Consider the following 24,798-nt stretch of genomic DNA (forward strand, 5'->3'; position numbering starts at 1 on the left):
ACGGGGGGTTCGGGGCGGTGCCTCGACGCCCTCGCTACAGGCATGCCGGACCGCCGGACGGGCGGATCGGGCGTGGCGCGGAACCACCGACGGAATCGTCGTGCGTGCGACCCGGCGGGCCGCCCGACCGGCCAGTCGCCCACGGCCGGAGCGCGTCGGACGGTCCTCCCGCACGGTGCCCGTCGTTCGGGCTGGTGACCGTGGACAATGGGCACGGATCGTCAGGCAATCTGCGGAGTGGGGCGATGCGCGTGCCGGAGGCGGCGGCCGTGACCCTGAGTGGCGGGGCCGTCGTCCCTCCACGCTGCGGGAGGAGGTCTCGACGCGGATCCGGCGCGCGCTCCTCACCGGTGAGCTGCGACCGGGACAGCGCATCAAGGAGGTCCACCTCGCCGAGGCGCTCGGCGTCAGCCGCCCCACCCTCCGTGAGTCGCTCCAGCAGTTGATCCACGAGGGAGCGCTCGTCCAGGTGCCCTACAAGGGCATCCGCGTCGCCCAGCCGACACCCGACGAGCTGCCTGACGTCGCCGAGGTGCGAATGCCGTTGGAGACGATGGCGGCACTCCGCCTGGCACGCGACCCGCAGGGGCCCGCCATGGACGGCGTCCGTGAGGCGTTGCGGGTGCACCTGGATGCGATCGGGTCCGGGGACGACCTGCAGGCGCACATCACCCACATCGCGCTGCACAGGGCGATCTGGGACCTCGCGGACAGCCCGACCTTGCGCAAGATCTGGCCGCTGGTCGGATCGCAGATCCACATAGCGCTCACCGTGGACCAGGCGGTGCGGCACGACCCGGAGCGGGACGCCACGATGCACCGCCGGCTGGTGCGCGTCATCGAGGAAGGCCACGAGGCGACCATCGCCGCCGAGGTGGAGGTGCACATCAGGCACAGCGTCGACGAGGTGCTGCGCCGGCTTCCCTAGCCGCACGCCCATGGACCTGCCGACCCGCGACGCCGCTACGGGATGTCGGGCCGGCGGCGAAGAGCGATACAGACCGTCTGGTGACTGCGGGGGCAGGTGTCCGCAGACTCGTGTCGTGTCGACGATGACCGGGGCCGACGCCACGGGCCGTTCGGGCACGCGCAACCTGCATCACCGAGCGGCGCCGATCCGAGCGGACCGGGCAGTCGCTTTCCGATGTGACGAATCCGGCCACGGGCGGGAGCGGCAGTCCGCACGAGCTGCCCGCGACATCCGACGCCCCGCTGGACCGAAGCCGCAAGGGAGCCTGGGATGACCACCTCGATCGAGCACCCCCCGGCCGGCGTACCGGACGTGACAGCGGCCCGCGCCGCGGACCACCTCTGGATGCACTTCGCCCGCCAGGGCCGTCACCCGGAGACGCCCGTCCCGGTCGTGACCCGGGGGGAAGGTGCCTACATCTGGGACAACCGGGGGCGGAGGATCCTCGACGGCCTGTCCGGGCTCTTCGTCGTCCAGGTCGGGCACGGGCGCCGGGAGCTGGCCGAGGTGGCGGCGAGGCAGACCGCCGAGCTGGCGTACTTCCCGGTGTGGGGCTACACCACACCGGTGCAGGCCGAGCTGGCCGAGCGCATCGCCGGCCTCGCGCCCGGCGACCTGAACCGCGTCTTCTTCACCACCGGCGGGGGAGAGGCCGTGGAGTCGGCGTGGAAGGCGGCGAAGCAGTACTTCAAGCTCATCGGCAAGCCGCAGAAGCACAAGGTGATCAGTCGTGCGGTGGCCTACCACGGCACTCCGCACGGCGCCTTGGCCATCACCGGACTGCCCGCGATGAAGAAGGATTTCGAGCCACTGACGCCGGGCGGCTTCCGGGTACCCAACACCAACCTCTACCGCCACCCCGAGTTCGCCGACGACCCCAAGGCCTTCGGCCGCTGGGCGGCCGACCGGATAGAGGAGGCGATCCTGTTCGAGGGCCCGGACACCGTCGCCGCGGTGTTCCTGGAGCCGGTGCAGAACTCCGGGGGCTGCCTCACACCACCGCCGGGCTACTTCGAGCGGGTCCGCGAGATCTGCGACAAGCACGATGTGCTGCTGGTGTCCGACGAGGTCATCTGCGCCTTCGGCCGGCACGGCGCGACGTTCGCCTGCGAGAAGTTCGGCTACACCCCCGACCTGATCACCTGCGCGAAGGGGATGAGTTCGGGCTACGGCGCCATCGGCGCGATGATCGCCTCGGAGCGCGTCGTCGAGCCGTTCCTGCGCCCCGGCGTGGCGTTCCCGCACGGCTACACGTTCGGCGGCCATCCCGTGGCGGCGGCACTGTCCCTGGCCAACCTCGACATCATGGAGAACGAGGGGCTCAACCAGCGCGTGCTGGACAACGAGGCGGCGTTGGGTGCCACCCTGGGCAAGCTGCTGGACCTGCCGATCGTCGGCGACGTCCGCGGCAACGGCTACTTCTGGGCCGTCGAGCTCGTCAAGGACAAGGCCACCCGGGAGACCTTCGACGCCGCCGAGCGAGAGCGGCTCATCCGCGGCTTCCTCCCCGGCGCGCTGTTCGACAACGGCCTGTACTGCCGCCCCGACGACCGCGGGGACGTCGTCGTCCAGGTCGCTCCGCCGCTGATCTGCGGCCAGGCGGAGTTCGACGAGATGGAGCAGGTCCTGCGGCACACGCTGACCGAGGCGCAGGAGCTGGTCTGAAGCGGGACCCCTCGCCCCCACCGCACCGACCTGACCGGAGGAGACACGTCATGAGCACCCTCGTCGTCGGAGTACCGAGCGAGATCAAGGACAACGAGAACCGGGTGGCACTCACGCCCGACGGCGTCGTGGAGCTGGTGCACGACGGTCACCAGGTCGTCGTGCAGGCCGGTGCCGGTGCCGGGTCCCGGTTCGCCGACGACGAGTACGCCGCCGCCGGGGCCAAGGTCGTGCCCGGCGCGGACGAGGTGTTCGACGCAGCCGACCTGATCGTCAAGGTCAAGGAGCCGGTGCCCGCGGAGTACCACCGCTTCCGCGAGGGCCAGCAGCTGTTCACCTATCTGCACCTCGCCGCCGACCGGCGGCTGACCGAGTTCCTGCTCGAGCGGCGGATCGACTCGATCGCGTACGAGACCGTGCAGACCACCGACGGCAAGCTGCCGCTGCTGACCCCCATGAGCGAGGTCGCCGGCCGGATGGCCGTGCAGGCCGCCGCGCACCACCTGGAGAACCCCGCCGGGGGAGCGGGGATCCTGCTCGGCGGCGTCCCCGGCACCCCCGCCGCGAAGGTGCTCATCATCGGCGGCGGGGTGGCCGGCACCGAGGCGGCGAAGATCGCCCTGGGGATGCGGGCCATCGTCCGGGTCCTCGACACCAACCCGAGCCGGCTCGCCTACCTGTCGGACATCTTCGGCGGGCGGCTGGACCTCGTCGCTCCCAACCGGGCCCGGACCGCGGCCTATGTGGCGGAGGCCGACGTCGTGATCGGCGCGGTCCTCGTGCCCGGCGCGAAGGCGCCCAAGCTCGTCACCAGGGACATGATCGCTGCGATGCGCCCGGGCAGCGTGGTCGTCGACATCGCCATCGACCAGGGCGGTTGCTTCGAGACCAGCCGGCCGACGACCCACTCCGACCCGACCTACGTCGAGGAGGGCGTCATCCACTACTGCGTGGCCAACATCCCCGGAGCGGTGGCCCGCACCTCGACGCTGGCCCTGACCTCGGCCACGCTGCCGTACCTCGTCCGGGTCGCACGGCACGGCGTCGTCGGTGCGGCGAAGGCCGACCCTGCCCTCCGCCTCGGCCTGAGCACCCTCGGTGGGAGGCTCACCAACCAGCCGGTCGCCGAGGCGCATTCGCTGCCCTTCACCGACCCCGCGGAACTGCTCGCGCCGCGGTGAGGTCCCCTGCGGTCGGTCGGCACGCCGCGTGCCGGCCGCCCCTCGTCGCGCGGGACGGCGGTGCGACGGTGGACGACGGACGGAGGGGGACACGATGAAGGTCCTGCTGGTCGGGGCGACAGGTCGGCTCGGTACCGCAGTGGGCAAGGCGCTCGTCGGTCGCGGTCACCAGGTCGTGACGGTCGGGCGCACGGCCGGTGACATCCGAGCCGACGTCGCCGACCCCGATCAGGTCGCCCGGGTCTTCGCGCAGGTCGCCGACCTCGATGCGGTGGCGAGCGCCGCGGGCGCCGTCCCGTACAAGCGGGTCGTCGACATGACGCCCGGGGACTACCTGAGCGCCTATCGCGGCAAGGTCGCCGCCCAGATCGAGCTCGTCCGCCAGGGCACGCACCACGTCGCCGCGCGGGGGTCGTTCACTCTGATCACCGGCGTGCTAAACCGGGAACCCATCGTCACCGGGAGCGCGGCCGCGATGGTGAACGGGGCCGTGGAGGGCTTCGTGCGCGCCGCGGCGATCGAGATCGCACCTCAGCGCATCAACGCGGTCAGCCCCACCGTGTTCGCGGAGAGCATGGAGCAGTACGGCGACTCCTTCCCGGGCATCACACCGGTCGGCGTCGACGTGGCCGCCGCGGCATACGTCCGCTCCATCGAGGGCGCCGAGACCGGCCGGGTCTTCCACGTGCCGTGACGCCTCGATCCGGCTGCGTCGGTCCGGGCTGCCGTGGCGCAGGTTGCCAGGCCCCTGACCGCGCGCTTGGACCGCGCACCCTGACCGCGCACCGCGTCGGTCGGGATGCGCCTGCTCCGCAGCGGGCGGTTCAGGCCAGCGGTGCGCCCCGGAGCTCCGGGACGTACCTCGCCTTGTTGGCCATCCTGCGCTGGACGGCGAGGATCTCGCCGATCGCCTCGTCGAGGACGCTCGCCTCGATCGTCGACGTGTCGCGCAGCCTCATCGCGTCGGAAGGGGTCTGGCCCGCCACGAGCTGCTCGAGCTGGTGGCGCAGTCGCACGTGCTGGACGATCTCGAAGACGTCGAGAAGCGTGTCGGCGTCCTCCGCGGTCATCATCCGTGACCCGGCCGCGGCCCGGAGTCGCTCCTGCGTCTGCAGCGCGGAGGAGCCCACGCTGAGCGCGGCCCACCGGGCGATGTTCGCGATCGGCAGCAACGCCTCCCGCTTGAGGTCGATCTTCGTGCGACGCCACCGCCGCCCGCGGAGCGCGCCGGACCGGTCGACCGAGATCGCGAGGAGCATCTTCATGGTCGAGAGGTGGAGGCGGAGGTTGCCGAAGACGCGGGCGACCTCGGGCAGGGTGAGGTCGCCGTGGATCGGTCGACCGTCCACGAGCAAGCAGGTCTTGATGACCGCGTCGTCCTTTCGGTGGCCGCCCTCGCGCCAGCCTCAGAACCACACCCTCTGCAGTCCGGCGCGCACAGGGAGGTTCGGACGGCAGGTCGAGCCCATGCCCGGACGACGCACACGCGGCGCTGCGGCCAGGGGACGTGTCCGTGACCCGCAAGGGCCGCAACCCGCACCGATGACCAGCTGCACGGATCCTCCTAGCATCTGCGTCCCAGGCTTCAGGAGGCCCCCTGTGTCGCTCGCCCCGGGAGACACGATCGCCGGATACACGGTGATCCGGCAGTTGGGCAGCGGAGGGATGGGCGCCGTCTACCTGGTGCGCCATCCGCGGCTGCCGCGGTCGGACGCCCTGAAGCTCCTGCGTCCCGAACTCGTGGCCGACCCGGACTTCGCCGAACGGTTCCTCCGCGAGGCCGACCTGGCGGCCAGGTTGTCGCACCGCAACATCGTCCCGGTGCTCGACCGCGGCGAGGACGACGGTCGGCTCTGGCTGACGATGCAGTACGTCGACGGCGTCGACGCCGAGAGGGCGCTGACCATGTCCGGTGGCCTCTTCCCGGCGGAGCGGGCCGTGCGCGTCGTGAGTGCGGTCGCCGCAGCCCTCGACCACGCGCACACGAGGCACCTGCTGCACCGGGACGTGAAGCCGGCGAACGTACTCCTCGCTCCCGGCCCGGACGAGGACGAACCCGAGTCGGTGTTCCTCACCGACTTCGGCATCGCCAAGGCACTGGACGGCGGCACGGGGTTGACCCGGACCGGAGCGGTGGTCGCCACGCTCGACTACGCGTCACCGGAGCAGATCGAATGCCGGCCGCTCGATGCCCGCTCCGACATCTACTCACTGGGCTGCCTGCTCTACCGGTTGGTCACCGGCAGCGTTCCCTATCCGGGGTCCACCGTGGCGGCCGCCTTCCACGGGCACCTGACCCAGCCCCCGCCGCGGCCGTCGGCACTCGTCCCGTGGCTCCCGCCCGCCCTGGACGACGTCGTGGCGCGGGCGATGGCCAAGGACCCGGACGAGCGCTTCGCCTCGTGCCGGGACCTGGCGGCGGCGGCCAGGACGGCGCTCGCCGACTTCCCCGCGGTGCCGGACCCGCCGTACAGCATCACGCTCATCCCCGGTCTCGGTGGCACGGGAGCCGTCGTCGGCCCGATCCGCACCGAGGCACTGCCGCCGCACGAGGCGGAGCACCTCGTCGACCTCATCCGCCGCATGCGCTTCTTCGCCCTGCCCGAGATGCTGCCCGCGGGCAACGGACAGACGTGGGGCGCGCCGACGACCATCGAGGTCGCGTGCTCCGCGGTCACCCGGCGCGTGGCCTTCGACCTCGCCGCAGCCCGCCGCCCGCCGGAGCTGGACGACCTCGTGGACGCGGTGATGACATCGGCTCCGGAGACCGGCGGGGACGAGCCGGAGCGCCCCCCGACCGAGCAGGGCGGACCGACCGGACCGACCACGCCGCACGAGCCGGACCGTGGGCGGCGCCCGACCCGCGGACGTCACCCTCTGCTCGTACCGGGCGCGGTGGTGATGGCCATTGCGGCAGTGGTCGTCCTGGCGACGGTCCTCCTCGGCGGCTTCCGCTCACCGGATCCCGACCCTCGCGCCGGCAGCCCGACCTCGGCTCCGACGACGCCGGCTGCGCCGACCCCTGCTCCGACGACGCGTGCTCCGACGACGCCTGCTCCGCCCGCTGCTCCCGGCCTCGCCGACCTCGACACGGTCGAGCCCGTCGTCCTCGAGGCTCCGCCGTTCGACCGGGAGCCACCGTCCCTGAGCGACGCGGCTGGCCTCGCCGTCGTCTCGCAGGAGCCGAACCAGATCACCGACGTGGATGCTTGGCTACGAGCGAACCAGTTGTCCCTCCCCGGGGATCTGGAGCCTGTCGGCGCACCGGCCGACCCCGCGCCGGCCGGCGTGCCCACGACGTACCGAGGTCGTCCGCTGGCGCGGGTGCTGGATCTTCCGGAGGCGACGTTCCTCCTCTACGGGGAGCGCGCGGCGCCGTCCGTGCTGGTGGCCCTGGACCCGACGAACGAGGAGGTGCGGTACGCATACGACTTCCAGCGCTTCGTCATGGCTCCCGAGTTCGCCGAGGGCGAGCAACCGTACGTCGCCCAGGGGATCCGCTGGGCCCGCGAGGTCGACGGCGTGCTCTACGTGTCGCACGCCCACCGGACGTACTCCGCGTCGTCAGCGGGGATGAACGCCTACATCACCGCGATCGACCTCACGAGCGGGCAGCGGCTCTGGCGGAGCCCGCCCCTCGTGGCCAACTCGGAGAACTTCGAGATCCTGCAGGACCGGATCGTCACCGGCTACGGCTTCACGAGCGAGCCGGACTGGCTCTACGTCCTCGATCGGGGGACGGGCGCTCCGACCGGTGCGCTGGAACTGGCTTCGGCACCCGAGTACCTGGTGGCCAAGGACGGATCGTTGTTCGTCCGCTGCTACGACGTCGACTACGTGATCCGTCCGTGACGTCGGAAGACTCGGCTGGCCACTCGTGCGCCGGCGGGGCCGCGCGACAGCGATGCAGACCGGGTCTCCACGCCGACGGCCAGCGCCGGTCGGTACGTCGGGGTCGAGATCCTCGTCTCGCCGTGACCACGGGCCCGGCTCGGCTCAGCCGGGCAGGCCGGCGAGGAAACGCTCCGCCTGTTCCCGCCCCATGTCGAACAGCCGGCGGAGGAACGCCGGCCGGCGGTCCAGCTTGCTGGCCAGGTCGAGGTCGCGGTCGAGCGTGATCTCACGGATCCCGATGCGCCGGTACGGGGCGCCGAGCCGGTCCGCCCACTCGTTGACCTTGCGGATGAAGTGCAGCTCCTGCTCCAGCGAGAGGTTGCCGGCCAGCTCGTTGCGCCGGTCCGCGATGTCGCCCACGGTCGTCGGCTCCGTGGCCCGGCGGCGCGGGTTGATCCGGATCACCCAGATCTCTTCCGGGCCGGCGTCGGGCAGCTCGCGCACCGGCGGGTTCTGGCTGAACAGCCCGTCCCAGTAGTACCGGCCCTCTTCCTCGACGGCGCGGAAGAGCAGCGGCACGGCGGCCGAGGCCAGCACCGCGTTCACGGTGATCTCCCGGCGCCGGCTGGAGAAGGCCTTGAAGTCGCCGGTGAGGACGTCGGCGGCGCCCACCAGCAGGAGGGGCTGGTCCTCCGGCGGCGACTCCTGCAGCCGCGCCAGCCGGTCGACGTCCACGTGGCGGGTGAGCAGATCGGTGAAGGCGGCGCCGGCGACGTCCGGGTAGGCGTAGGGGCTCACCGTGGGAAGCGAGACCCGCCCCTCCAGCCGGGCCAGGCCGACCAGCCAGGCGTTCAGCGCCTTCCCGCTCAGCGTGGTGGCCGCGGTGGCTTGCCAGAAGCGCTCCAGCAGCCTGCCGGCCTCGGCCGGCCCGCCGGTCAGCAGGCCGTACCAGGCCAGCAGGGCGCAGGCCGCGCCGCCCGAGGTGCCGGACAGCGCGACGACCCTGTGGTCCCCGTCGGCCAGCAGACGCTGGAGCGCACCGCCGGTGAAGGCCGTGTGGCTACCGCCGCCCTGACAGGCGATCGCGACCGTCCTCATCCGTGACACCTCCCGCGGATGGAGGTGTCCACCTTCTCGCAGCCGGGCGGTTCCTGCCGCGTCAGTGCTGGGGGCGGGGGTTCAATCTCCAGCGATACCCCCGTCGGCGATTGCTACCGAGAAATTGCGGCTCGGTGAGCACGTGGGCGGCTCGGTCGTCACGGCTCGGGAGGTCCCGGGGCGCCTCGACGGCGGACGGCCGTGCGGCTCTCACACCCTCGCCGCGGACGCCCCGGCCGCGTCGGGCGATCGCCGCCGCCCGCGCCGTGGCCCGCAGAAGGGCCAGGGAGTGGGCTCGCGGCCAGTCTCCCGTCCACGAGGTCGACGCCTCCGCGCCGCTGGTGATCGACGTCTACGTCACCCTGATCGTTGCCCACTCGGAGGAGGCCGCGGCGCCGACGTGCGAGCGCAGGCTCGGACAATCCCCGCTGGGGGCGTTCGTCGACCGCGGGGACGAGGGCACCGCAGAGCCGCTGGTGCTCCTGCTGCGCGCGGGCAACGCCGGCCCCAACCCCGTGGTCGACCGTAGGGCGGTCATCCGCGCCGCACTCGCGCAGTTGCCCGGCGGCACGGCCGGGCACGAAGGTGCTGATCCGCATCGATGGCGCCGGTGGCAGGCATGAGCGGTTGGCCTGGCTGACCCGCCGCTGGCTGTCCAACTCGATCGGCCTCCCCTGTCCGGCGGCCCGGTCTCGATCCAGCAGACGCTGGCCGCGATCCCGACCACCGCGTCGGAGCCGGCCTACGACGCTGACGGCCGGCCCCGCGCCGCGGCGCCCGTGCCGAGGACCGCATCGGCTGCCTCAAGGACACCGGGCTCGCCGACCTGCCGCTGCACGACATCGCGGAGAACCAGATCTGGTGCGATCCTCGCCCTCGCCTGCGACTCGCTCGCCTGGACACAGACCCTCGGGCCGCGCGGGCATCAGGCCCGCCGATGGAAGCCGAAGCGGCCGCGCCTGCAACTCTTCTCGACCCCGGCCCGGCCCGGCACGTGCACCGCCCGCCGCCGGCTGCTGCACCTGGCTGCGATCGCCCTGTTCACCCGGCTCGTCCTGGACGCGCTGGACGCACCTCACGCCCACGCTGGACAAGAACCCCGACGACGAACCCGATGATCTAGCTCGTGAAAGATCCGCGCCAAGGGCTACTTTTTCTCGAGATCTAAGGGCCAGATTGCAGCCTCCCGCAAGCTCCGCCGTGACGGCATGGTGATGCCGCGGTGACATGTCCGCCCTAGTCTGGGCCTGCGCTCGTGGCATCTGCGACTGGTGGTCGGCATGTTTCGGGCTCGACCACCCTTCCAAGCAGAAGGAGGGCGATGCGACGGACAGCGCGAGCTGCAGTGACCCTTCTGGAGGTCTCCCGTGACAACCCCCCTCCTCCTCGGCGTGAACAACACCGCTCCCGGCGGGACCGTTACGCGACTCATCGGATCAACTTCGGTCGGAGCAGCATTTGAGGCCTCCAACTCTTCGGTAGGTGGTCTGACGGGCGGTGCCGGCATCCAGGCATCGGGTGGTTCGAATGGCGTCGTCGCGTTCGGTGGCAGCCTCGGCGTTCAGGCATTTGCCAACGGTGGCGCTTCCCGCAGCTTCGGCATCGGAGTGAGAGGTACCGGTTCAAGCTTGTCCGGGGTCGGGGTCGAGGGAATTGCCACCGGGCTGTCGGCCCCCGGGGGCAGCGCCGGGATCGGCGTCAGGGGGATGGGAAACCGGATCGCTGTCGACGGGGTGGGTGTGAGCGGACAGGCTCATACCGGTGTCGCAGGAGCTGGACGGTGGGGGGTGCACGGTGTCAGTCGCGCCCAGGACGGCGCGGATGCATCTGACTTCGGTGTGATGGGATTTGCCCAACAACTGAATGGTAATGGTGTCATCGGACAGGCCGACAGCGGCTTCCTGGCGTATGGCGTATGGGGCCGCAGCAGCACTGGCTTCGCCGGCAACTTCGACGGAAATGTCCGGATCTTCGGCAACCTGACCAAGACCGGAACGAACATGTTCCAGATCGACCATCCACTCGACCCCGAGAACATGTACCTGCGCCACGCTAGCGTCGAGTCGCCTGAGGTGCTGAACGTCTACAGTGGCAATGTCGAGACGGATGGTGATGGGAAAGCGTCGGTTGGACTGCCTGACTACTTCGAGGTGTTGAATCGTGATGCTCGCTACCAGTTGACGGTAATCGGTGAGCCAGCCGTCGCGGTTGTCTCGAGGGAGGTCAGGGATAACCAGTTCGAGATTCGCACCGACCGGCCGGGCGTAAAAGTGTCGTGGCAGGTGACAGGTGTCAGGAACGATGCATTCATGCAACGCAATCCCCTGGCTGCGGAAGAGCAGAAGTCGCCCGAGGATCGAGGTACATACCTTGCTCCCGAAGCCTTCGGGCAACCCGCTAGCCGTGGTGTCGAGTATGCCCTGATCCAACAACTGGAAGCTCGCCTGGCAGAGTCCTCGACGGGGCAAACACCGCCGCAGTGATAACTCGGTAGCTCTGTCGCCCTCTTGACGCACGAGCGGCGATCACCCTCGACTTCTACGCCCGCCTCGTCGACGACGACCTCGGCGCCGTTGCCGAGCGCAGCTGGCCACCCATCCCACGGAGCATCGTGTGGGCGCCAGACAAGGTCAGCGATTCCAGCCCGGCGCCAGCGGCGCCTTGACCGGCGAAGGTGCGAGTGGGGCGGGTGGGGCTCGAACCCACGACCCAGGGATTATGAGTCCCATGCTCTGACCGGCTGAGCTACCGCCCCGCATGACAGCCTGCCAGACGCCGGACGCCCCGTGGCTGGCATCCCCGCGTTACCAGAGAGGCGCACGAGGCGATCCGTTACCCCCCTGTGGCATCCGATCGTGTGCGAGGTAGCTTTCCGCCCGGCTCCGCCGAGCCCCGCTCCTCGACCCCGAGGGCCTCGGCAGGGCCCCGCCGAGCCGTGCCCGGCCGCGAGGTCGGGCATGGGCCGGGGACCCACCGTTCCCCGGGGTGAATCCGGCCCGTCCGGGCCGGTAGGGCGCATCGCGGCCCGAACCCGTCAGCTGACCCGGTAGGCGGTCGCGAGAACGGAGACGCGTCGCTTGGCGACCCCGCACCACCCCGGCACCACCGCACCACCGGCGCGATCCCCGCGCCCCCGTCCCCGGCTCCGCCGGGTCGTCCTCCTCACCGTCGCGCTGGCGGTCGGGCTGAGCGCGCCGCCGCCGCTCCCGGCCTCCGCGGCCCCCGGCGGGGCCGCCGCCCGCGATGCGCGCGACGCGCTGGCTGCCGAGGTGTCCGCGCTGGAGCGACGGGTCGCCGAGGCGGAGACGACCCTCGAGCGGCTGACCATCGAGGCGGAGGCCGCCAGCGACGTCCTGCTCCGGGCGCAGGCCGAACTGGAGCAGGCACGGTCCGTCGCCGAGGAGCGGGCGGCCGCACTGGCCGACGCTCGTGCCGCGGCCGACGCGACGCAGGACGACGTCGCCGCGCTCGGCCGCGAGGCCTACATGGGGGAGGACGCCTACGGCGGCGCCGCCGTCCTTCTCGACGCCGACGGACCCCGCGGGCTGCTGCAGCGCGCGGCCACCCTGGAGCTGCTCGGCGAGGAACGCTCCCGCACCCTGGAGGCGCTCGAGGTGGTCGAGCGCCGCGAGGTGCAGGCCGACCGCGCCGCCCGCGGGGCCGTCACCGAGCGCGACGGGGCCGCCCGGGCCGCCGCCGGCGCCGAGGCGGAGGTGCGGGCGAGGCTGGACGACGCCCAGGCCACCTTCGACGCGGTCACCGCCGAGAGGGCGGTTCTCGACGAGCGGCTGCGCCGGGCCGAGATCGAGCTGCTCGCGCTCGAGGGCGCGCCCGACCCGGCCGCCGCCCAGCAGCAGCGGCGGGCCTCCGCCGCGGCGGCACGGCAGGCGTTCGCCGGCGTGCCGCCCGCCGGTCCGGGCGGCGTCGCGCTCACCCGCGGCCGGGTGACCTCCTGCTACGGCCCGCGGTGGGGGACCGTGCACCAGGGCGTCGACATCGCGGCGCCCATCGGCACGCCGATCCAGGCCGCCGACGCCGGCGTGGTGCTGGAGGCCGGGCCGGCGAGCGGCTTCGGCCTGGCCGTGTACGTGCAGCACGCCGACGGCTCGATCACCCTGTACGGCCACGTCGACCGGTTCTTCGTGTCCGCCGGCCAGGTCGTCGCGGCCGGGCAGGTCATCGCCGAGGTCGGCAACCGCGGGCAGTCGACCGGCCCGCACCTCCACTTCGAGGTGCACGAGGGCGGGCTCTACGCCGACCGGACCGACCCGGTCCCGTGGCTGGCCGCGCGGGGCATCTCGCTCGGCGGCAGGTGCGGCTGACGTCCTCCGGTCGCTGACGTCCTCCGGCGGCTGACGCCGGAGGACGTCAGCGGAACAGCCGGCCGAGCACGCCGACCGGCCCGGCCATGGCCCGCGTGGCCATCCGGAGGATCGGCCCGCCCGGGATGCCGGGAACGTGCTGGACGATCGGGGCGAGCGGCAGCAGGCCCCGGGGGTCGTGCACGCGCAGCCGGCGCTGCGCGGCCGCCGGCACCGCGTTCGCCCGGCCGGAGGCCACGTCGAGGAGCAGCCCGGCGGGCGCCTCGACGCCCGCGCCGTCGGGGCTGCCGGGGGGCACGCGGCGCACCGTCCACCCACCGCCTCCGGTGGCGAAGGCCCAGCCACCGTCGGGGCCGGTCAGCGTGGCCCGGCCGGCGATGCCGTGGGTGGCGGCCAGGGCGCCGGTGACGTCGACCAGCGCGGCCAGCCCGGCCTGCAGGGTGGACGGCGGAGGTGGCGGCGCCCCGCAGGACACCAGGTCCAGCCCGTGGACGGCGAGCTCGTAGGCCTGGCCCAGGACGACGCTGAGCAGCGGCACCCCCCCGACCACCGACAGCGCCGCCGCGGTGTCCAGCTCGACCGGCTCGTCGGCCAGGTAGCGGGCCGTGGCGTCGCGGTGCCGGCGCAGCGCGGCCAGCACCTCGTCCCGCGGCGCGTCGCGGTGCGCGGCGGTGACCCGCGCGTTCACCGCGTCGGGGTCCGGCGCCCGGCCGGCGGCGCCGCTGCGCGCGGACGCGATCAGGTCGGCGAGGGCGGTGTGGTCGTCCCAGCAGCCGAGGTGGACGCAGATCTCCTGGGCGCGCCACCGGGGCAGCCGCGACGGCCGCTGCAGGTCCACGGCCGCCGCCTGGTCGAGGAAGGAGTCCCAGGCGCCCAGCACCAGCGGGCCCACCTCGTCGCGGCCGGCGTCCGCCATGCCCCGGTCCGTGTGGTCAGCCATGCCGTGCCCCCGTCCGCGCCGTCGGAGCCCGGGCCCTACCCGCACGGCAGCGAGGGCAGGCGTGGCGCAGGTCACGGTCGGGCCCCCGCCGCAAGGTCTCTCCCCCGAACGGGGTGGGCCGGCGTCAAGTCGGCAGGTCCGCGCGCCGAAGGCAGGAGCGTGGATCAAGCCGCAGCTACGCCCCGCCGCCGGGCGACGGACGTTCCGCCGTCCGGCGTCCGCCGGCGGCTGGGTGCGCTGCGCCGGGGCCTCTACCGGACCCTCGCCGAGGACGACGACCGTGCCGCCTACTGGGTGCGGCACGTGCGCATCGGTGTGGTGCTGACCGAGGTGGCCGCGGCAGCCGGCCTGGTCTACGTCCTGCTCACCCCGACGCCCGTCGGCCGGAACCCCGTCGTCGTGGCCGTGGCGGTCGGCGTCATGCTGCTCGTCCCGGCGATGCTCAGGCTCCCGCTCCGGGCGATGATGCGCGACCGGCGCGGGCCGCTCCTCTTCTACGCCTGGAGCATCGGCGTGACCCTCATCGTCGTCGCCGTCGCCATCCTGGACGGCGCCTCGACCAGCCCCCTGCACTCGCTGTTGTTCCTCGCGCTGGGCTTCCTGACCGTCGCCTACCCGCCCTACGGCGTCGTCGCGATGGGTTCGCTGATGACCCTGTCCTACGTGCTGGTCGTCGCCACGGACGAGGTCACGCTCGGCAGCCTGTTCATCGCCGTGGTCATGGGCATGTTCACGGTGCTGTGCGCCGTCGCCTCGGCCAACTCCTGGGCCGCCCACGACCGGCAGGTCGCCCTCATCCGCCAGCAGGAGGTGCTGGCCACCACCGACGAGCTCACCGGCAGCCCGAACCGCCGCGCGTTCCTGGAGCGCGTGGGGGAGGCGATCGCCGAGGCCGCGGCCGGTCGGCCCTCCACGGTCTGCCTGGTCGACCTCGACGGGTTCAAGGCGGTCAACGACACCGGCGGCCACCGGGCGGGCGACGCCGTCCTCAAGGCCGTGGCGGCGGCGCTGAGCGGCGCCGTCCGCGACACCGACACCGTTGCGCGGCTGGGCGGCGACGAGTTCGCCGTCCTCGCCGAGCGGACGCCCGACCTGCCCGCCGAACGGCTGGCCGAGCGGCTGCGCGCCGCGGTCGCCGCCGCCGGCGCGCGCGCCGGCGTGACGGCGAGCGTCGGCACCACCGAGGTCCGCGACGGCGACGACCTCGAGGCGCTGCTCCACCGCGCGGACGAGGCCATGTACCGGGCGAAGGCCGAAGGCGGCGACCGGGTCGTCGCTCCGCCGGCCCCGGGGACGACGGAGCACCCGACGCCGGTCTGAGATCACCCCCGGCGCGCTGGGGCGAACTCCCGGTCGGAGCCGTCGGCGTTCGATATGGTGACTGTGCGTCAACTCTCACGGGAATCGGTAGCGCGCTGCGCAGCCCCCCGTTCGCTCCGCGACACGCCGGTGCCGCGCTAGGACGGAACGCGCCGTAGCCGCTGGACGGCGCGCCATACGGCGTGGTATGGGGCGTTGACCAGCGATTAGTTGCACCACGGGTGATCTCGCGTCACATCCGACCCAATCGCCCCACCCCCACTGGCGCGCCGAGGGTCGCATCGTGCAGACTGTTCGACGGGAGCCCTGCTCCACCGTTGCCGAACACGGTGCGTCACCGAATCGACAGGTCCGTAGGGGAAGACGAGACCAGTCGAGTCGATGGAGGTGCCTCGTGCAGCGACGGTCTACCCAGGGTGTCGTCTTCGTGCACGCCTGCCCGAAGGCGCTCTGCCAGCATGTCGAGTGGGCGCTCGAGCGCGTCGTCGGCACGCCGGTCTCCCTCACGTGGGTCGACCAGCCCGCGGCGCACGGGTCCTACCGTGCCGAGGTCGCCTGGACCGGTTCACCCGGCACAGGTGCCAAGCTGGTGGCTGCCCTGCGGGCGTGGCCGATGCTGCGCTTCGAGGTGACCGAGGAAGCCAGCTACGGCAACGACGGCGAGCGCATGTCCTACGTGCCCGGCCACGGCGTCTACCGCGCGCCCACCAGCGCCAACGGTGACCTCGTGGTGACCGAGCAGCAGCTGCGCCACCTGGCCGCGACCGCCACCTCCATCGAGGCCTTCCGGCACAAGATCGACGAGCTGCTCGGCGCGGCCTGGGACGCCGACCTGGAGGTCTATCGCCATGCCGGCGACGGCCAGCCGGTCACCTGGCTGCACCAGGTGGTCTGAGGAGCCGCATCGGCCCAGGTCACGATACGACTACGACGACCCGTGCCAGCGCGCTCGATGGTCGTACCCTGAACCCGGTCGTCCGGACGCCGTCGGGGAAGCGGCGTCCGGACGATCGTCTTCCGGCCCCGCAGCCCGTCGGTCGGGCCGCTGATCGCGCCGGGCTCACAGCGGGATGTTGCCGTGCGCGCCGCGGCCGGCGGGGGCCGCGGTCAGCGCCTCCACGAGCCGGCGCCTGGTCCGCCGCGGCTCGACCACCTCGTCCACGACGCCGATCTGCAGGGCGCGGTTCACCCCGCCCGCGATCCGCTCGTGCTCCTCGGCGAGTCGGGCGTGCAGCGCCTCGCGCTCCCCGGGCGGGGCGGCGGCCAGCTTCTTGCGGTGCAGGATGCCGACGGCGGCCTTCGCGCCCATGACCGCCACCTCGGCGCCCGGCCAGGCGAAGACCGTCGTGGCGCCCAGCGCCCGGGCGTTCATCGCGATGTAGGCCCCGCCGTACGCCTTGCGGGTCACCAGCGTCACCCGCGGCACGACCGCCTCGCCGAAGGCGTGCAGCAGCTTGGCGCCGCGTCGGACGACGCCGTCCCACTCCTGGCCGACGCCGGGCAGGTAGCCCGGGACGTCGACCAGCACCACCAGCGGCACGCCGAACGCGTCGCACATCCGCACGAACCGGGCGGCCTTCTCGGCCGACGCGGAGTCCAGGCACCCGCCCAGCCGCAGCGGGTTGTTGGCGATCACCCCGACCGTGCGCCCGGCCAGCCGGCCCAGCGTGGTCACGACGTTCGGCGCCCACCGGGGGTGCAGCTCCAGGACGGGCCCGTCGAGCACGCCGGCGACGAGCGGCCGAACGTCGTAGGCGCGGTTGGTTTGCTCGGGCAGCAGCGCGCGCAGTTCGACGTCCGGCTCGTCCCGGACCGACGCGAACTTGCCCTGGGCCGCGAGCAGGTCGACGGCCTGACGACCGGTGGCCAGCGCGGCGTCCTCCGAGTCGGTGACGACGTGCACCACGCCGCTGCGCCGGCCGTGCGTGTCGGGTCCGCCGAGGCTCTCCATGTCGACGTCCTCGCCGGTGACCGAGCGGACGACGTCCGGACCGGTCACGAACACCCGCCCGGCCGGGCCCATGATCACAAGGTCGGTGAGCGCGGGGCCGTACGCCGCGCCGCCGGCGGCCGGGCCGAGGACGACCGAAACCTGCGGGATGCGACCAGAGGCGCGCACCATCGCGGCGAACACCTCGCCGACGGCGTGCAGCGCGGTCACGCCCTCGGCGAGCCGGGCACCGCCGGAGTGCCAGATGCCGACGACGGGCAGCCGTTCACGCAGCGCGGTGTCGATGGCGTCGACCACGTGCCGGCAGCCGTCGACCCCCATCGCGCCGCCCATCACGGTCGCGTCGGTGCAGTACGCGATCGCGGGGGTGCCGCCGACCGTGCCCCGCGCGGCGTGCACGCCGGAGGTGTCGCGGGGCACGAGCGCCTGCACCGAGCCCGGGTCGAAGAAGCGCTGCAGGCGGTCCTCCGGGTCGCGCGGGTCGGACACGGGCAGGCTCGGCGCGGTCTGGACGGCGGTCACGGCTCTCCTCGCGGGCGTGTCGGCCGCGGGACCGACGGTCGGACGGTGACGGCGCGGACGGGCGGCGGTGCCCGGGCGGGGGGCCGCCCGGGCAGGAGCTCGGTCCCGTCCGGAGACGCACCCCGCGCCCGTGGGTGAGCGGGACGGGGTCCTCGGTGCTCAGGTGGTCGTGAACACCAGCGCGATGTTGTGGCCGCCGAAGCCGAACGAGTCGTTGACCGCGGCGGAGAAGGAGGCCGTGCGGGGCCCGTGCCGCACGATGTCCAGCGCCTGGACGGCGGCGTCGTCGTCCGGGTCGTCGAGGTTGGCCGTGGCCGGTACGACCTGGTCGCGCAGCGCGAGCACGGTGAAGATCGACTCCAGCGCACCGGCGGCGCCGAGCAGGTGGCCGGTCTGGCTCTTGGTGGCCGTCACCAGCACGTGCTCTCCGATGGCCGACCGGATGGCTGCGGCCTCGGCGGTGTCGCCGACCGGGGTCGAGGTGGCGTGCGCGTTCACGTGCCCGACGTCGGACGGCGACAGGCCGGCGTCGCGCAGCGCGGCGCCGATCGCCCGCCCGGCGCCCTCGCCCTCCGGGTGCGGGGCGACCAGGTCGTAGCCGTCGGCCGTCGCGCCGGCCCCCGCCAGCCGGGCGTGGATCGTGGCGCCGCGGGCCCGGGCGGACCCGGCCCGCTCCAGCACCAGCGCACCGGCGCCCTCGCCGAGCACGAAGCCGTCGCGGGCCTTGTCGAACGGTCGCGACGCACGCTCCGGCTCGTCGTTGCGGGTCGACATCGCCCGCATGGCGGCGAACCCGGCCATCGGCAGCGGGTGCACGCACGCCTCCGCGCCGCCGACGAGGACGACGTCGGCCCGGTCGAAGCGCAGCAGGTCCAGGCCCCAGCGGATCGCCTCGGCGCCCGAGGCGCAGGCGCTGACCGGGGCGTGCACCCCGCCCTTCGCGCCGATCGCCAGCCCGACCGCGGCGGCGGGCCCGTTGGGCATGAGCATCGGGATGGTGAACGGGGAGACCCGCTTGGGGCCCTTCTCCTCCAGGACGTCGTCCTGGCCGAGCAGGGTCAGCGCCCCGCCGATGCCGGTGCCGAAGACGACGGCGACCCGCTCGGGCGCGGCGCCGGCATCCGCGGCGCCGGAGGACTCCCACGCCTCCTGCGCGGCGACGACCGCGACCTGCTGGCTGCGGTCGAGCCGGCGGGCCTTGACCCGGTCCAGCCGGCCGACCGGGTCGTCGGTCAGCCGGGCGACGAGCTGGGCCGGGAACTCCTTGACCCAGTCGTCGGTGATCCGGCTGACCCCCGACCGCCCGGCCAGCAGGGCCTCCCACGTGCTGGCGACGTCCCCTCCGAGCGGGGTGGTGGCACCGAGGCCGGTGACGACGACGTCGGTCGCTGTGCTGCTCATGGGTCTTCCTCCTGGAACGACGGCCGGGCCAGGCCCCCCTGCAGGGTCCCGCCGCGGGCCCCGTCCCGAGGCTCGCCCCGAGCTTGCGAGGGGTGAGGTGGACGGGGCCCTTTCACGGTGGGGGGCAGGGGGGTCCTTCGACCTCTTACTGGTTCTTCTCGATGTAGTTGATCGCGTCCCCGACGGTCTTGATGTTGCCCAGTTCGTCGTCGGGGATGGCGACGCCGAACTTGTCCTCCACGGCCGTGGCGATCTCGACCATCGACAGCGAGTCGACGTCGAGGTCCTCGGTGAAGGACTTCTCGGGGGTGGCGTCGGCCGGCGCCACGCCGGCGACCTCCTCCAGGATCTCGGCGAGACCGGACTGGATGTCCTCGCGGCTCACTTGGCCTCCTCGCTGGCGCTCGTCGGCTGCGTTCGCCGGGCTGCTGTGCTCATCGGTTCGCTCGCGAGCTCGCTCACGCGGGGGGTCCTCTCTCTCGGGGTGGGGCGGGCTTTCCGCCGTCGGGGCCCGGGTGTCCCGGGGGCTTCGGGGGTGCTCAGGGCAGGACGACGACCTGCCCGGCGAAGGTCAGGCCCGCGCCGTAGCCGAGCAGCAGGGCGACGTCGCCGCTCTTGGCCTCACCGCTCTCCAGCAGCGCCGAGAGCGCGAGCGGCACCGAGGCCGACGAGGTGTTGCCGGAGCGGACGATGTCGCGGGCGATGACCGCACGCTCGGGCAGCCCCAGCCGCTTGGCCATCATCTCGATGATCCGCAGGTTGGCCTGGTGCGGCGCGAAGACGTCGATGTCGTCGGGGCCGACGCCGGCCCGGCGCATCGCCTCCACGAGGGTGTCGGTGAGCCGGGTGGTCGCCCAGCGGTAGACCGCCTGGCCGGCCATGCTCATGTGCTGCTCGCCGTCGGGGATGGCGATCGCGGTGTGCAGGTCGCCGTCGCTGCCCCACACGGCCGGCCCGACCTGCGGGGTGTCGGAGGCGGTCAGCACGGCCGCACCCGCCCCGTCGGCGAAGATCACCGCGGTCGCCCGGTCGTCGAGGTCGGTGTACTGGGTGAGCTTCTCCCCGCCGATGACCAGCGCGTTGCGGGCGGTGCCCGCGCGGATGGCGTCGGCGGCCGCGCTCAGCGCGTAGCACCAGCCGGCGCAGCCCGCGTTGAGATCGAACGCGCCGGGCCGCAGCGCGCCGAGCTGGTGCGCCACGCGCGGGGCGAGGCCGGGGATCGCCGTGGGCGGGCTGGTGGTGGCCAGCAGCACCAGGTCCATCTCGGCGGCGTCCAGTCCGCTGGCGGCCAGCGCCTTGCCGCCGGCCGCGACGCTCATCTCGACCAGCGTCTCGTCGTCGTCGGCCCAGCGGCGCTCGGCGATGCCGACGCGGCTCTGGATCCACTCGTCGTTGGTGTCCATCCGCTCGGCGAGCTCGGCGTTGGTCACCCGCCGCCGGGGCCGGTAGCTGCCGAAGCCGAGGATCCGCGCGCCGGGGGCGCCGGTGGTGAGCTGCAGGGCGGTCATGGCTTCTCCTCGCTTGCGCGGCGGTCCGCTGCGGGCCCGCTCACGACGACGTCCCGGGGTAGAGGCGGGCGATCGGGTCGCCGGCGTCGACGAGGTCGCCCTCGTGCACCAACCACTCGGCGAGGACGCCGTCGTACCCGGCCGAGACGTTGACCTCGTCCCGCCGGCTGCGGACGCGGCCCAGCGGGGTGCCGGCCGGCAGGTGCGACCCTTCCGGGACGTCGGCCGGGCTGACCGTGCCGCGCACCGGGGACACGACGACCCGCCAGTCGGGCTGGTGCTGGGCCTCGGCGCGGCCGCGCTCGGCGTCGATCAGCTCGCGGGCGCGGTCGAGATCGGCCGGGCGGGCCAGCGCGAGCAGCTCGACGTCGGCCCCCTTCCACTCGCGCTTGGCCAGGCCCACCAGCGCGCCGGCCGGGGGCAGCTCGATGACCGCGGAGACGCCGAGCTCGCGCATCGTCGCCAGGCACGCGTCGAAGCGGACCGGGCTGGTCACCTGGCTGACCAGGCGGGCGAGCACCTCGGCGCCGGAGTCGACCGCGGCGCCGTCGGCGTTGGACAGCAGCAGCCGGCTCGGGTCGGCGGGGCGCAGCCCGCTGATCAGCCCCTCCAGCTCCTCGCGGGCCGGCTGCATGTAGCCGGTGTGGAAGGCGCCGGCCACCGGCAGGGGCATGATCCGCGCCTTCGCCGGCGGCTCGGCCTTGAGCGCGGCCAGGCCCTCGAGCGGGCCGGCGGCCACCACCTGGCCGCCACCGTTCGTGTTCGCCGGCACCAGGCCGTGCTTGTCGAGCACGGCGAGCACCTCGTCGGGGTCGCCGCCGAGGACGGCGGACATGCCGGTCGGCGTCCGGTCGCACGCGGCGGCCATCGCCCGGCCGCGGACGGCGGTCAGCGCGATCGCGGCCTCGACCGACAACACCCCGGCCAGCGCCGCGGCGGTCAGCTCGCCGACGCTGTGCCCGGTGATGACGACGTCGCGGCCGGCGTGCGGGGTGTGCGCGACCGGGCCGGGCAGGCCACCGAGCTCGCGGGCGACGAACAGGCTCATCGCGACGACCAGCGGCTGGGTGACCGCAGTGTCCTTGATCGCCTCGGCGTCGCCGGTGGTGCCCAACCCGAGCAGGTCGGCGTCGGCGATCGCGCCGGCCCAGCGGAAGAACGGCTCGGCGCCGGGTAGCTCCAGCCAGTCGGTCAGCATCCCGGGTTTCTGGGCACCCTGTCCGGGGGCGAGGACGGCCAGCACACTCCCACCGTGCCTGATCCGGCGGTGGCGCGCGGCTGGTCTTCGGCACGAACCACAGCAGTGCGTTTTGGAGGATCCCTACAAAATCGCGGCCGCCGACGTGCGGTTACGGCGCGGCGAGTGGTAGGGACCGCACTCCGAGCGGAGGAGATCCGTGCGCGCACCGCGACGTATCTCCGCCATCAGTGCCACAGCGAGCGGGCGGCGTCGAGGTCGGAGAGCGCCAGGGCGACCTGCAGCGTCCAGCTGCCGCGGGGGTCGGTGGCCGACAGCCCGGTGAGCTCGGTGACCCGCTTGAGCCGGTAGCGGACGGTGTTGGGGTGCACGAACAGCGCCCGCGCGGTGGCCTCCAGGTTGCCGCCGCTGCCGAGCACCGCCCGCACGGTGTCGAGCACCTCGCCGCCGGCAGCGCGCAGCGGACGGGCGACCCGGTTCTCCAGCGCGGTGCGGGCCAGCGGGTCGCCGTCCAGCGCCCGTTCGGCCAGCAGCGCGTCGGCCCGCACCGGCCGGGGTGCCGCCGGCCACGCCCGTGCCGCCCGCAACCCGGCCAGCGCCACCGCCGCCGACTCGGCGGCCCGGGACAGCCCGTCGACGACGGGTCCGGTCACCACCGGGCCGGGGCCGCACTCCTCGGCCACCCGGTCGGCCACGGCCTCGAGGTCGTCGTGCCCGCCGAGGACGACGACGAGCTGCTCGGCGTGCACGCCGACGAGCACCTCGCTGCGCATCGACCGGGCGGCCCGGCGGACGGCGGCGTGCGGGTCGTCGGCGCCGGCCGGGGTCGCGCCCACGAGCACCAGCACCGGGTTCATCGTCGTCCAGCCGAGCGCGGCGGCGCGGCCGGGCAGCTCCTCGGAGCGCTCGCCGCGCACCAGGGCGTCGACGACCAGCGCCTCCAGCCGGGCGTCCCACGCGCCGCGGTTCTCGGCGAAGCTGGCGTAGACGTGCGCCGTGGCGAAGGCGACCTCGCGGCTGAACTGGAGCACCGCCACGCGCAGCGCGTCGACGTCACCGGGCACGGCGATGGTGCCCACGTTCTCCTCCACCACCTCGACGGTCACCTTGACCAGGTCGACGGTCTGCTTGAGCGGCACGGCGCGGACCAGCTCCCGCGGGGCGGCGCCGAAGACCTCGCCGGTGAGCCGCGGCGGGTGCTGCGGATCGCGGCACCACTCCACCAGCGAGGCGATGCCGGCCTGCGCCACCAGCATCACCCACGACCGCTGGTCGGCCGGCATGGCGCGGAACCACGACAGCTGCTCGTCCATGCGCGCGACCGCGCGGGTGGCCAGGGCGCCCGAGGCGCGCTCCAGGGACCGCAGCGTGGCCGCGGTGGGCCGGCGGTCGTTCACCCGGCTGGTCACGGATCCCTCCTACTCGGCACCCGACCGGTGCACCAACAGCGTTACACGGGAGGCGCCGTCGGGGAGAGTGGGCGGGTGGACCCTGCTGCCGAGGCCCGGGCCGCGCGCACGAGGAGGCGGGCGATCGCCGTCGCCGTCGTGGCCGTGGTCGTGGTCGCGCTGCTGGGTGCCGGCGTCCGCGCCGACTTCGCCCCGCAGATGGACCTCGACGCCGCGGTCAGCGAGGCGGTCTACGCCGGCGACGACCGGGCGGCCTTCCTCGGCGGCCTGCTGGAGGTGCTCACCGCCCCGGGGTCGTGGGTGTTCCGCCTGGCGGTGCTGCTGCCCGTCGTGATCTGGCTGTTCCTCACCCGCGCCTGGCCGTCGTTCGTGTGGGTGCTGCCGGCGGTCCTGCTGGTCGGGCCGCTCACCACGCTGCTGAAGGAGTTCTTCGGCCGGGTGCGGCCGGACTTCGAGGGCGGCGGCGCCCGCTACGAGTCGCTGAGCTACCCGAGCGGGCACTCCTCGGGCATCGCCACGCTGGTCACCGTCTCGCTGCTGCTCGCCTGGCCCTACCTGTCCCGGGCCGGCCGGCGGTGGGCGGCCGCGGGCGGGGCGTTGCTCGTGCTGGTCGTGGGCCTGACCCGCATGTGGCTGGGCGTGCACTTCCTGTCCGACGTCGTCGGCGGGTGGGCGCTCGGCCTGGCCTGGTCGCTCGCGGTCGCGCTCGTGCTGGGCGGGTGGCCGCCGCACCGCCTGCCGCCGCGGGTGCCCTTCCCCGGCCCGCCCGGCGCGGAGGTGGCGGGCCCGCCGCGCGACGGGCCCCCGTGACCGGGCTCGACCAGCACGTCGTGCTCGCCGCGGGCGACGGCTCCCTGGGTCCGCTGCTCCGCGTCGCCGACGACCGGCTGGCACCCGGCGCCGGGTACGGCCGGCACGCGCACCGGGCGGTCGACGTCGTGGCGGTGGTGCTCGCCGGGGCGCTGCGCCACGACTGGACGGGCGGTGCAGCGCTGGGGGAGGGCGACGTCGCCGTGCTGCGCGCCGGTGCCGGCCTGGAGCACGACGAGCGGGCCGGCGACGGCGGCGCCCGGGTGCTGCAGTGCTACCTGCGCGGCGCGGCGCCGACCGACCCGCCGTCCCACGCGGTGCAGCGCTCGGCCGCCGGCTGGGTCGACCTCGACCGGCCCGACGCGCGGCTGTTCCTAGCCCGCCTGGACGCCGGCGGGTCGGCGGTGCTGCCCGCGGGGCTGGTCGTGCTGGCGGACTCCGCGGGCGCCCGCGCGGAGGTCGGGTCGCCGTCCGGGCGGGTGGTGACCGCCGAGCGGCCGCTGACCGTGCTGGTCTGGCAGCTCGACACCACCCGCCCCGCCTGGGCCACCGGCTGAGCCCGGGCTCCGCCGATCCGCCGTCCGCCGTTCCGCCGGTCCGCCGGAACGGCGGGCGGGCGGGGTGCCGGCACGCCGGGTGGCGGGGCGGCGTCCGGTGGTCAGACTGGTG

Annotated in this window: 21 protein-coding genes, 1 tRNA gene and 1 riboswitch; of the genes, 12 read left to right on the forward strand and 10 right to left on the reverse strand. The window is 73.8% G+C overall.

Annotation, left to right across the window (positions count from 1 at the left end; translation table 11 throughout):
- Positions 1-175: 175 nt before the first annotated feature.
- The 4 genes from OF117_RS11175 (at position 176) to OF117_RS11190 (ending at position 4,510) form a co-directional block, all read left to right on the forward strand.
- The gene (locus OF117_RS11175) at positions 176-928 is read left to right on the forward strand and encodes a GntR family transcriptional regulator (RefSeq protein ID WP_263552912.1); all 753 of its coding nucleotides are present in this window, start codon (positions 176-178) and stop codon (positions 926-928) included.
- Between the two features lie 312 nt (positions 929-1,240).
- The gene (locus OF117_RS11180; protein WP_263552913.1) at positions 1,241-2,635 is read left to right on the forward strand and encodes an aspartate aminotransferase family protein; all 1,395 of its coding nucleotides are present in this window, start codon (positions 1,241-1,243) and stop codon (positions 2,633-2,635) included.
- A 50-nt stretch (positions 2,636-2,685) separates the two neighbouring features.
- A complete protein-coding gene (gene ald / locus OF117_RS11185) occupies positions 2,686-3,816 on the forward strand; it encodes an alanine dehydrogenase (protein WP_263552914.1) in 1,131 nt (376 codons plus the stop codon).
- Between the two features lie 94 nt (positions 3,817-3,910).
- The gene (locus OF117_RS11190) at positions 3,911-4,510 is read left to right on the forward strand and encodes a short chain dehydrogenase (protein ID WP_263552915.1); all 600 of its coding nucleotides are present in this window, start codon (positions 3,911-3,913) and stop codon (positions 4,508-4,510) included.
- Positions 4,511-4,640: 130 nt separating this feature from the next.
- Here OF117_RS11190 and OF117_RS11195 read toward each other — a convergent pair whose 3' ends face one another.
- Positions 4,641-5,165, reverse strand: a complete 525-nt coding sequence (locus OF117_RS11195; RefSeq protein WP_263552916.1) for a putative nucleotidyltransferase substrate binding domain-containing protein — start codon at positions 5,163-5,165, stop codon at positions 4,641-4,643.
- Between the two features lie 289 nt (positions 5,166-5,454).
- Here OF117_RS11195 and OF117_RS11200 point away from each other — a divergent pair, with 289 nt between their 5' ends.
- Positions 5,455-7,668: a serine/threonine-protein kinase gene (locus OF117_RS11200; RefSeq protein ID WP_263552917.1), complete on the forward strand. Its 2,214-nt coding sequence runs from the start codon at positions 5,455-5,457 to the stop codon at positions 7,666-7,668.
- Positions 7,669-7,812: 144 nt separating this feature from the next.
- On the opposite strand, the gene OF117_RS11205 is transcribed toward OF117_RS11200, so the two are convergent.
- Positions 7,813-8,748, reverse strand: a complete 936-nt coding sequence (locus tag OF117_RS11205) for a patatin-like phospholipase family protein (RefSeq protein ID WP_263552918.1) — start codon at positions 8,746-8,748, stop codon at positions 7,813-7,815.
- A 266-nt stretch (positions 8,749-9,014) separates the two neighbouring features.
- Here OF117_RS11205 and OF117_RS11210 point away from each other — a divergent pair, with 266 nt between their 5' ends.
- Together OF117_RS11210 and OF117_RS11215 are read left to right on the forward strand one after the other, a co-directional pair.
- The gene (locus tag OF117_RS11210) at positions 9,015-9,371 is read left to right on the forward strand and encodes a transposase (RefSeq protein ID WP_263552919.1); all 357 of its coding nucleotides are present in this window, start codon (positions 9,015-9,017) and stop codon (positions 9,369-9,371) included.
- 744 nt (positions 9,372-10,115) lie between these two features.
- Positions 10,116-11,231, forward strand: coding sequence for a hypothetical protein (locus tag OF117_RS11215; RefSeq protein ID WP_263552920.1), 1,116 nt, complete (start codon positions 10,116-10,118; stop codon positions 11,229-11,231).
- Positions 11,232-11,429: 198 nt separating this feature from the next.
- Here OF117_RS11215 and OF117_RS11220 read toward each other — a convergent pair.
- Positions 11,430-11,503 (reverse strand) — tRNA-Ile (locus OF117_RS11220).
- 171 nt (positions 11,504-11,674) lie between these two features.
- Positions 11,675-11,816: riboswitch (cyclic di-AMP (ydaO/yuaA leader) on the forward strand.
- A gap of 9 nt (positions 11,817-11,825) precedes the next feature.
- On the opposite strand from OF117_RS11220, the gene OF117_RS11225 reads away from it, so the two are divergent.
- The gene (locus OF117_RS11225) at positions 11,826-13,070 is read left to right on the forward strand and encodes a M23 family metallopeptidase (protein WP_263552921.1); all 1,245 of its coding nucleotides are present in this window, start codon (positions 11,826-11,828) and stop codon (positions 13,068-13,070) included.
- A gap of 46 nt (positions 13,071-13,116) precedes the next feature.
- Here OF117_RS11225 and OF117_RS11230 read toward each other — a convergent pair whose 3' ends face one another.
- Positions 13,117-14,010: a maleylpyruvate isomerase N-terminal domain-containing protein gene (locus OF117_RS11230; RefSeq protein ID WP_263552922.1), complete on the reverse strand. Its 894-nt coding sequence runs from the start codon at positions 14,008-14,010 to the stop codon at positions 13,117-13,119.
- A gap of 159 nt (positions 14,011-14,169) precedes the next feature.
- On the opposite strand from OF117_RS11230, the gene OF117_RS11235 reads away from it, so the two are divergent.
- Together OF117_RS11235 and OF117_RS11240 are read left to right on the forward strand one after the other, a co-directional pair.
- Positions 14,170-15,330: a sensor domain-containing diguanylate cyclase gene (locus tag OF117_RS11235; RefSeq protein ID WP_263552923.1), complete on the forward strand. Its 1,161-nt coding sequence runs from the start codon at positions 14,170-14,172 to the stop codon at positions 15,328-15,330.
- Positions 15,331-15,724: 394 nt separating this feature from the next.
- Entirely contained in the window at positions 15,725-16,225 is a 501-nt protein-coding gene (locus OF117_RS11240; RefSeq protein ID WP_263552924.1) for a DUF3145 domain-containing protein, read from the forward strand.
- 165 nt (positions 16,226-16,390) lie between these two features.
- Here OF117_RS11240 and OF117_RS11245 read toward each other — a convergent pair whose 3' ends face one another.
- The 6 genes from OF117_RS11245 to OF117_RS11270 all read right to left on the reverse strand — a co-directional run bounded on the left by OF117_RS11245 (position 16,391) and on the right by OF117_RS11270 (position 23,319).
- On the reverse strand, positions 16,391-17,803 hold the full coding sequence (locus OF117_RS11245) for an acyl-CoA carboxylase subunit beta (RefSeq protein ID WP_263552925.1): 1,413 nt from the start codon (positions 17,801-17,803) through the stop codon (positions 16,391-16,393).
- Between the two features lie 159 nt (positions 17,804-17,962).
- Positions 17,963-19,204 (reverse strand): beta-ketoacyl-[acyl-carrier-protein] synthase family protein, encoded by a 1,242-nt coding sequence (locus tag OF117_RS11250; RefSeq protein ID WP_263552926.1) that lies wholly within the window; start codon positions 19,202-19,204, stop codon positions 17,963-17,965.
- A gap of 145 nt (positions 19,205-19,349) precedes the next feature.
- Positions 19,350-19,589: an acyl carrier protein gene (locus tag OF117_RS11255; protein WP_263552927.1), complete on the reverse strand. Its 240-nt coding sequence runs from the start codon at positions 19,587-19,589 to the stop codon at positions 19,350-19,352.
- 154 nt (positions 19,590-19,743) lie between these two features.
- Complete coding sequence (locus tag OF117_RS11260; protein WP_263552928.1) at positions 19,744-20,712, reverse strand: beta-ketoacyl-ACP synthase III; 969 nt, start codon at positions 20,710-20,712, stop codon at positions 19,744-19,746.
- A 40-nt stretch (positions 20,713-20,752) separates the two neighbouring features.
- The gene (locus OF117_RS11265; RefSeq protein WP_263552929.1) at positions 20,753-21,955 is read right to left on the reverse strand and encodes an acyltransferase domain-containing protein; all 1,203 of its coding nucleotides are present in this window, start codon (positions 21,953-21,955) and stop codon (positions 20,753-20,755) included.
- A gap of 182 nt (positions 21,956-22,137) precedes the next feature.
- Entirely contained in the window at positions 22,138-23,319 is a 1,182-nt protein-coding gene (locus tag OF117_RS11270; protein ID WP_263552930.1) for a PucR family transcriptional regulator, read from the reverse strand.
- Between the two features lie 75 nt (positions 23,320-23,394).
- Here OF117_RS11270 and OF117_RS11275 point away from each other — a divergent pair, with 75 nt between their 5' ends.
- Both OF117_RS11275 and OF117_RS11280 read left to right on the forward strand, forming a co-directional pair.
- Complete coding sequence (locus OF117_RS11275; RefSeq protein WP_263552931.1) at positions 23,395-24,129, forward strand: phosphatase PAP2 family protein; 735 nt, start codon at positions 23,395-23,397, stop codon at positions 24,127-24,129.
- A complete protein-coding gene (locus OF117_RS11280) occupies positions 24,126-24,686 on the forward strand; it encodes a pirin family protein (RefSeq protein WP_263552932.1) in 561 nt (186 codons plus the stop codon). Before OF117_RS11275 ends, OF117_RS11280 begins: the two co-directional genes overlap by 4 nt.
- Positions 24,687-24,798: the final 112 nt, after the last annotated feature.

Origin of the sequence: Geodermatophilus sp. YIM 151500 (genome assembly GCF_025716945.1) — a bacterium.
Classification (GTDB): Bacteria; Actinomycetota; Actinomycetes; order Mycobacteriales; family Geodermatophilaceae; genus YIM-151500.

Excerpts from the sequence above, each read along its gene's own strand:
- OF117_RS11180 (WP_263552913.1), top strand. The coding sequence starts at position 1,241 with ATGACCACCTCGATCGAGCACCCCCCGGCCGGCGTACCGGACGTGACA.
- ald (WP_263552914.1), top strand. The coding sequence starts at position 2,686 with ATGAGCACCCTCGTCGTCGGAGTACCGAGCGAGATCAAGGACAACGAG.
- OF117_RS11190 (WP_263552915.1), top strand. The coding sequence starts at position 3,911 with ATGAAGGTCCTGCTGGTCGGGGCGACAGGTCGGCTCGGTACCGCAGTG.
- OF117_RS11205 (WP_263552918.1), bottom strand. The coding sequence starts at position 8,748 with ATGAGGACGGTCGCGATCGCCTGTCAGGGCGGCGGTAGCCACACGGCC.
- OF117_RS11230 (WP_263552922.1), bottom strand. The coding sequence starts at position 14,010 with ATGGCTGACCACACGGACCGGGGCATGGCGGACGCCGGCCGCGACGAG.
- OF117_RS11250 (WP_263552926.1), bottom strand. The coding sequence starts at position 19,204 with ATGAGCAGCACAGCGACCGACGTCGTCGTCACCGGCCTCGGTGCCACC.
- OF117_RS11260 (WP_263552928.1), bottom strand. The coding sequence starts at position 20,712 with ATGACCGCCCTGCAGCTCACCACCGGCGCCCCCGGCGCGCGGATCCTC.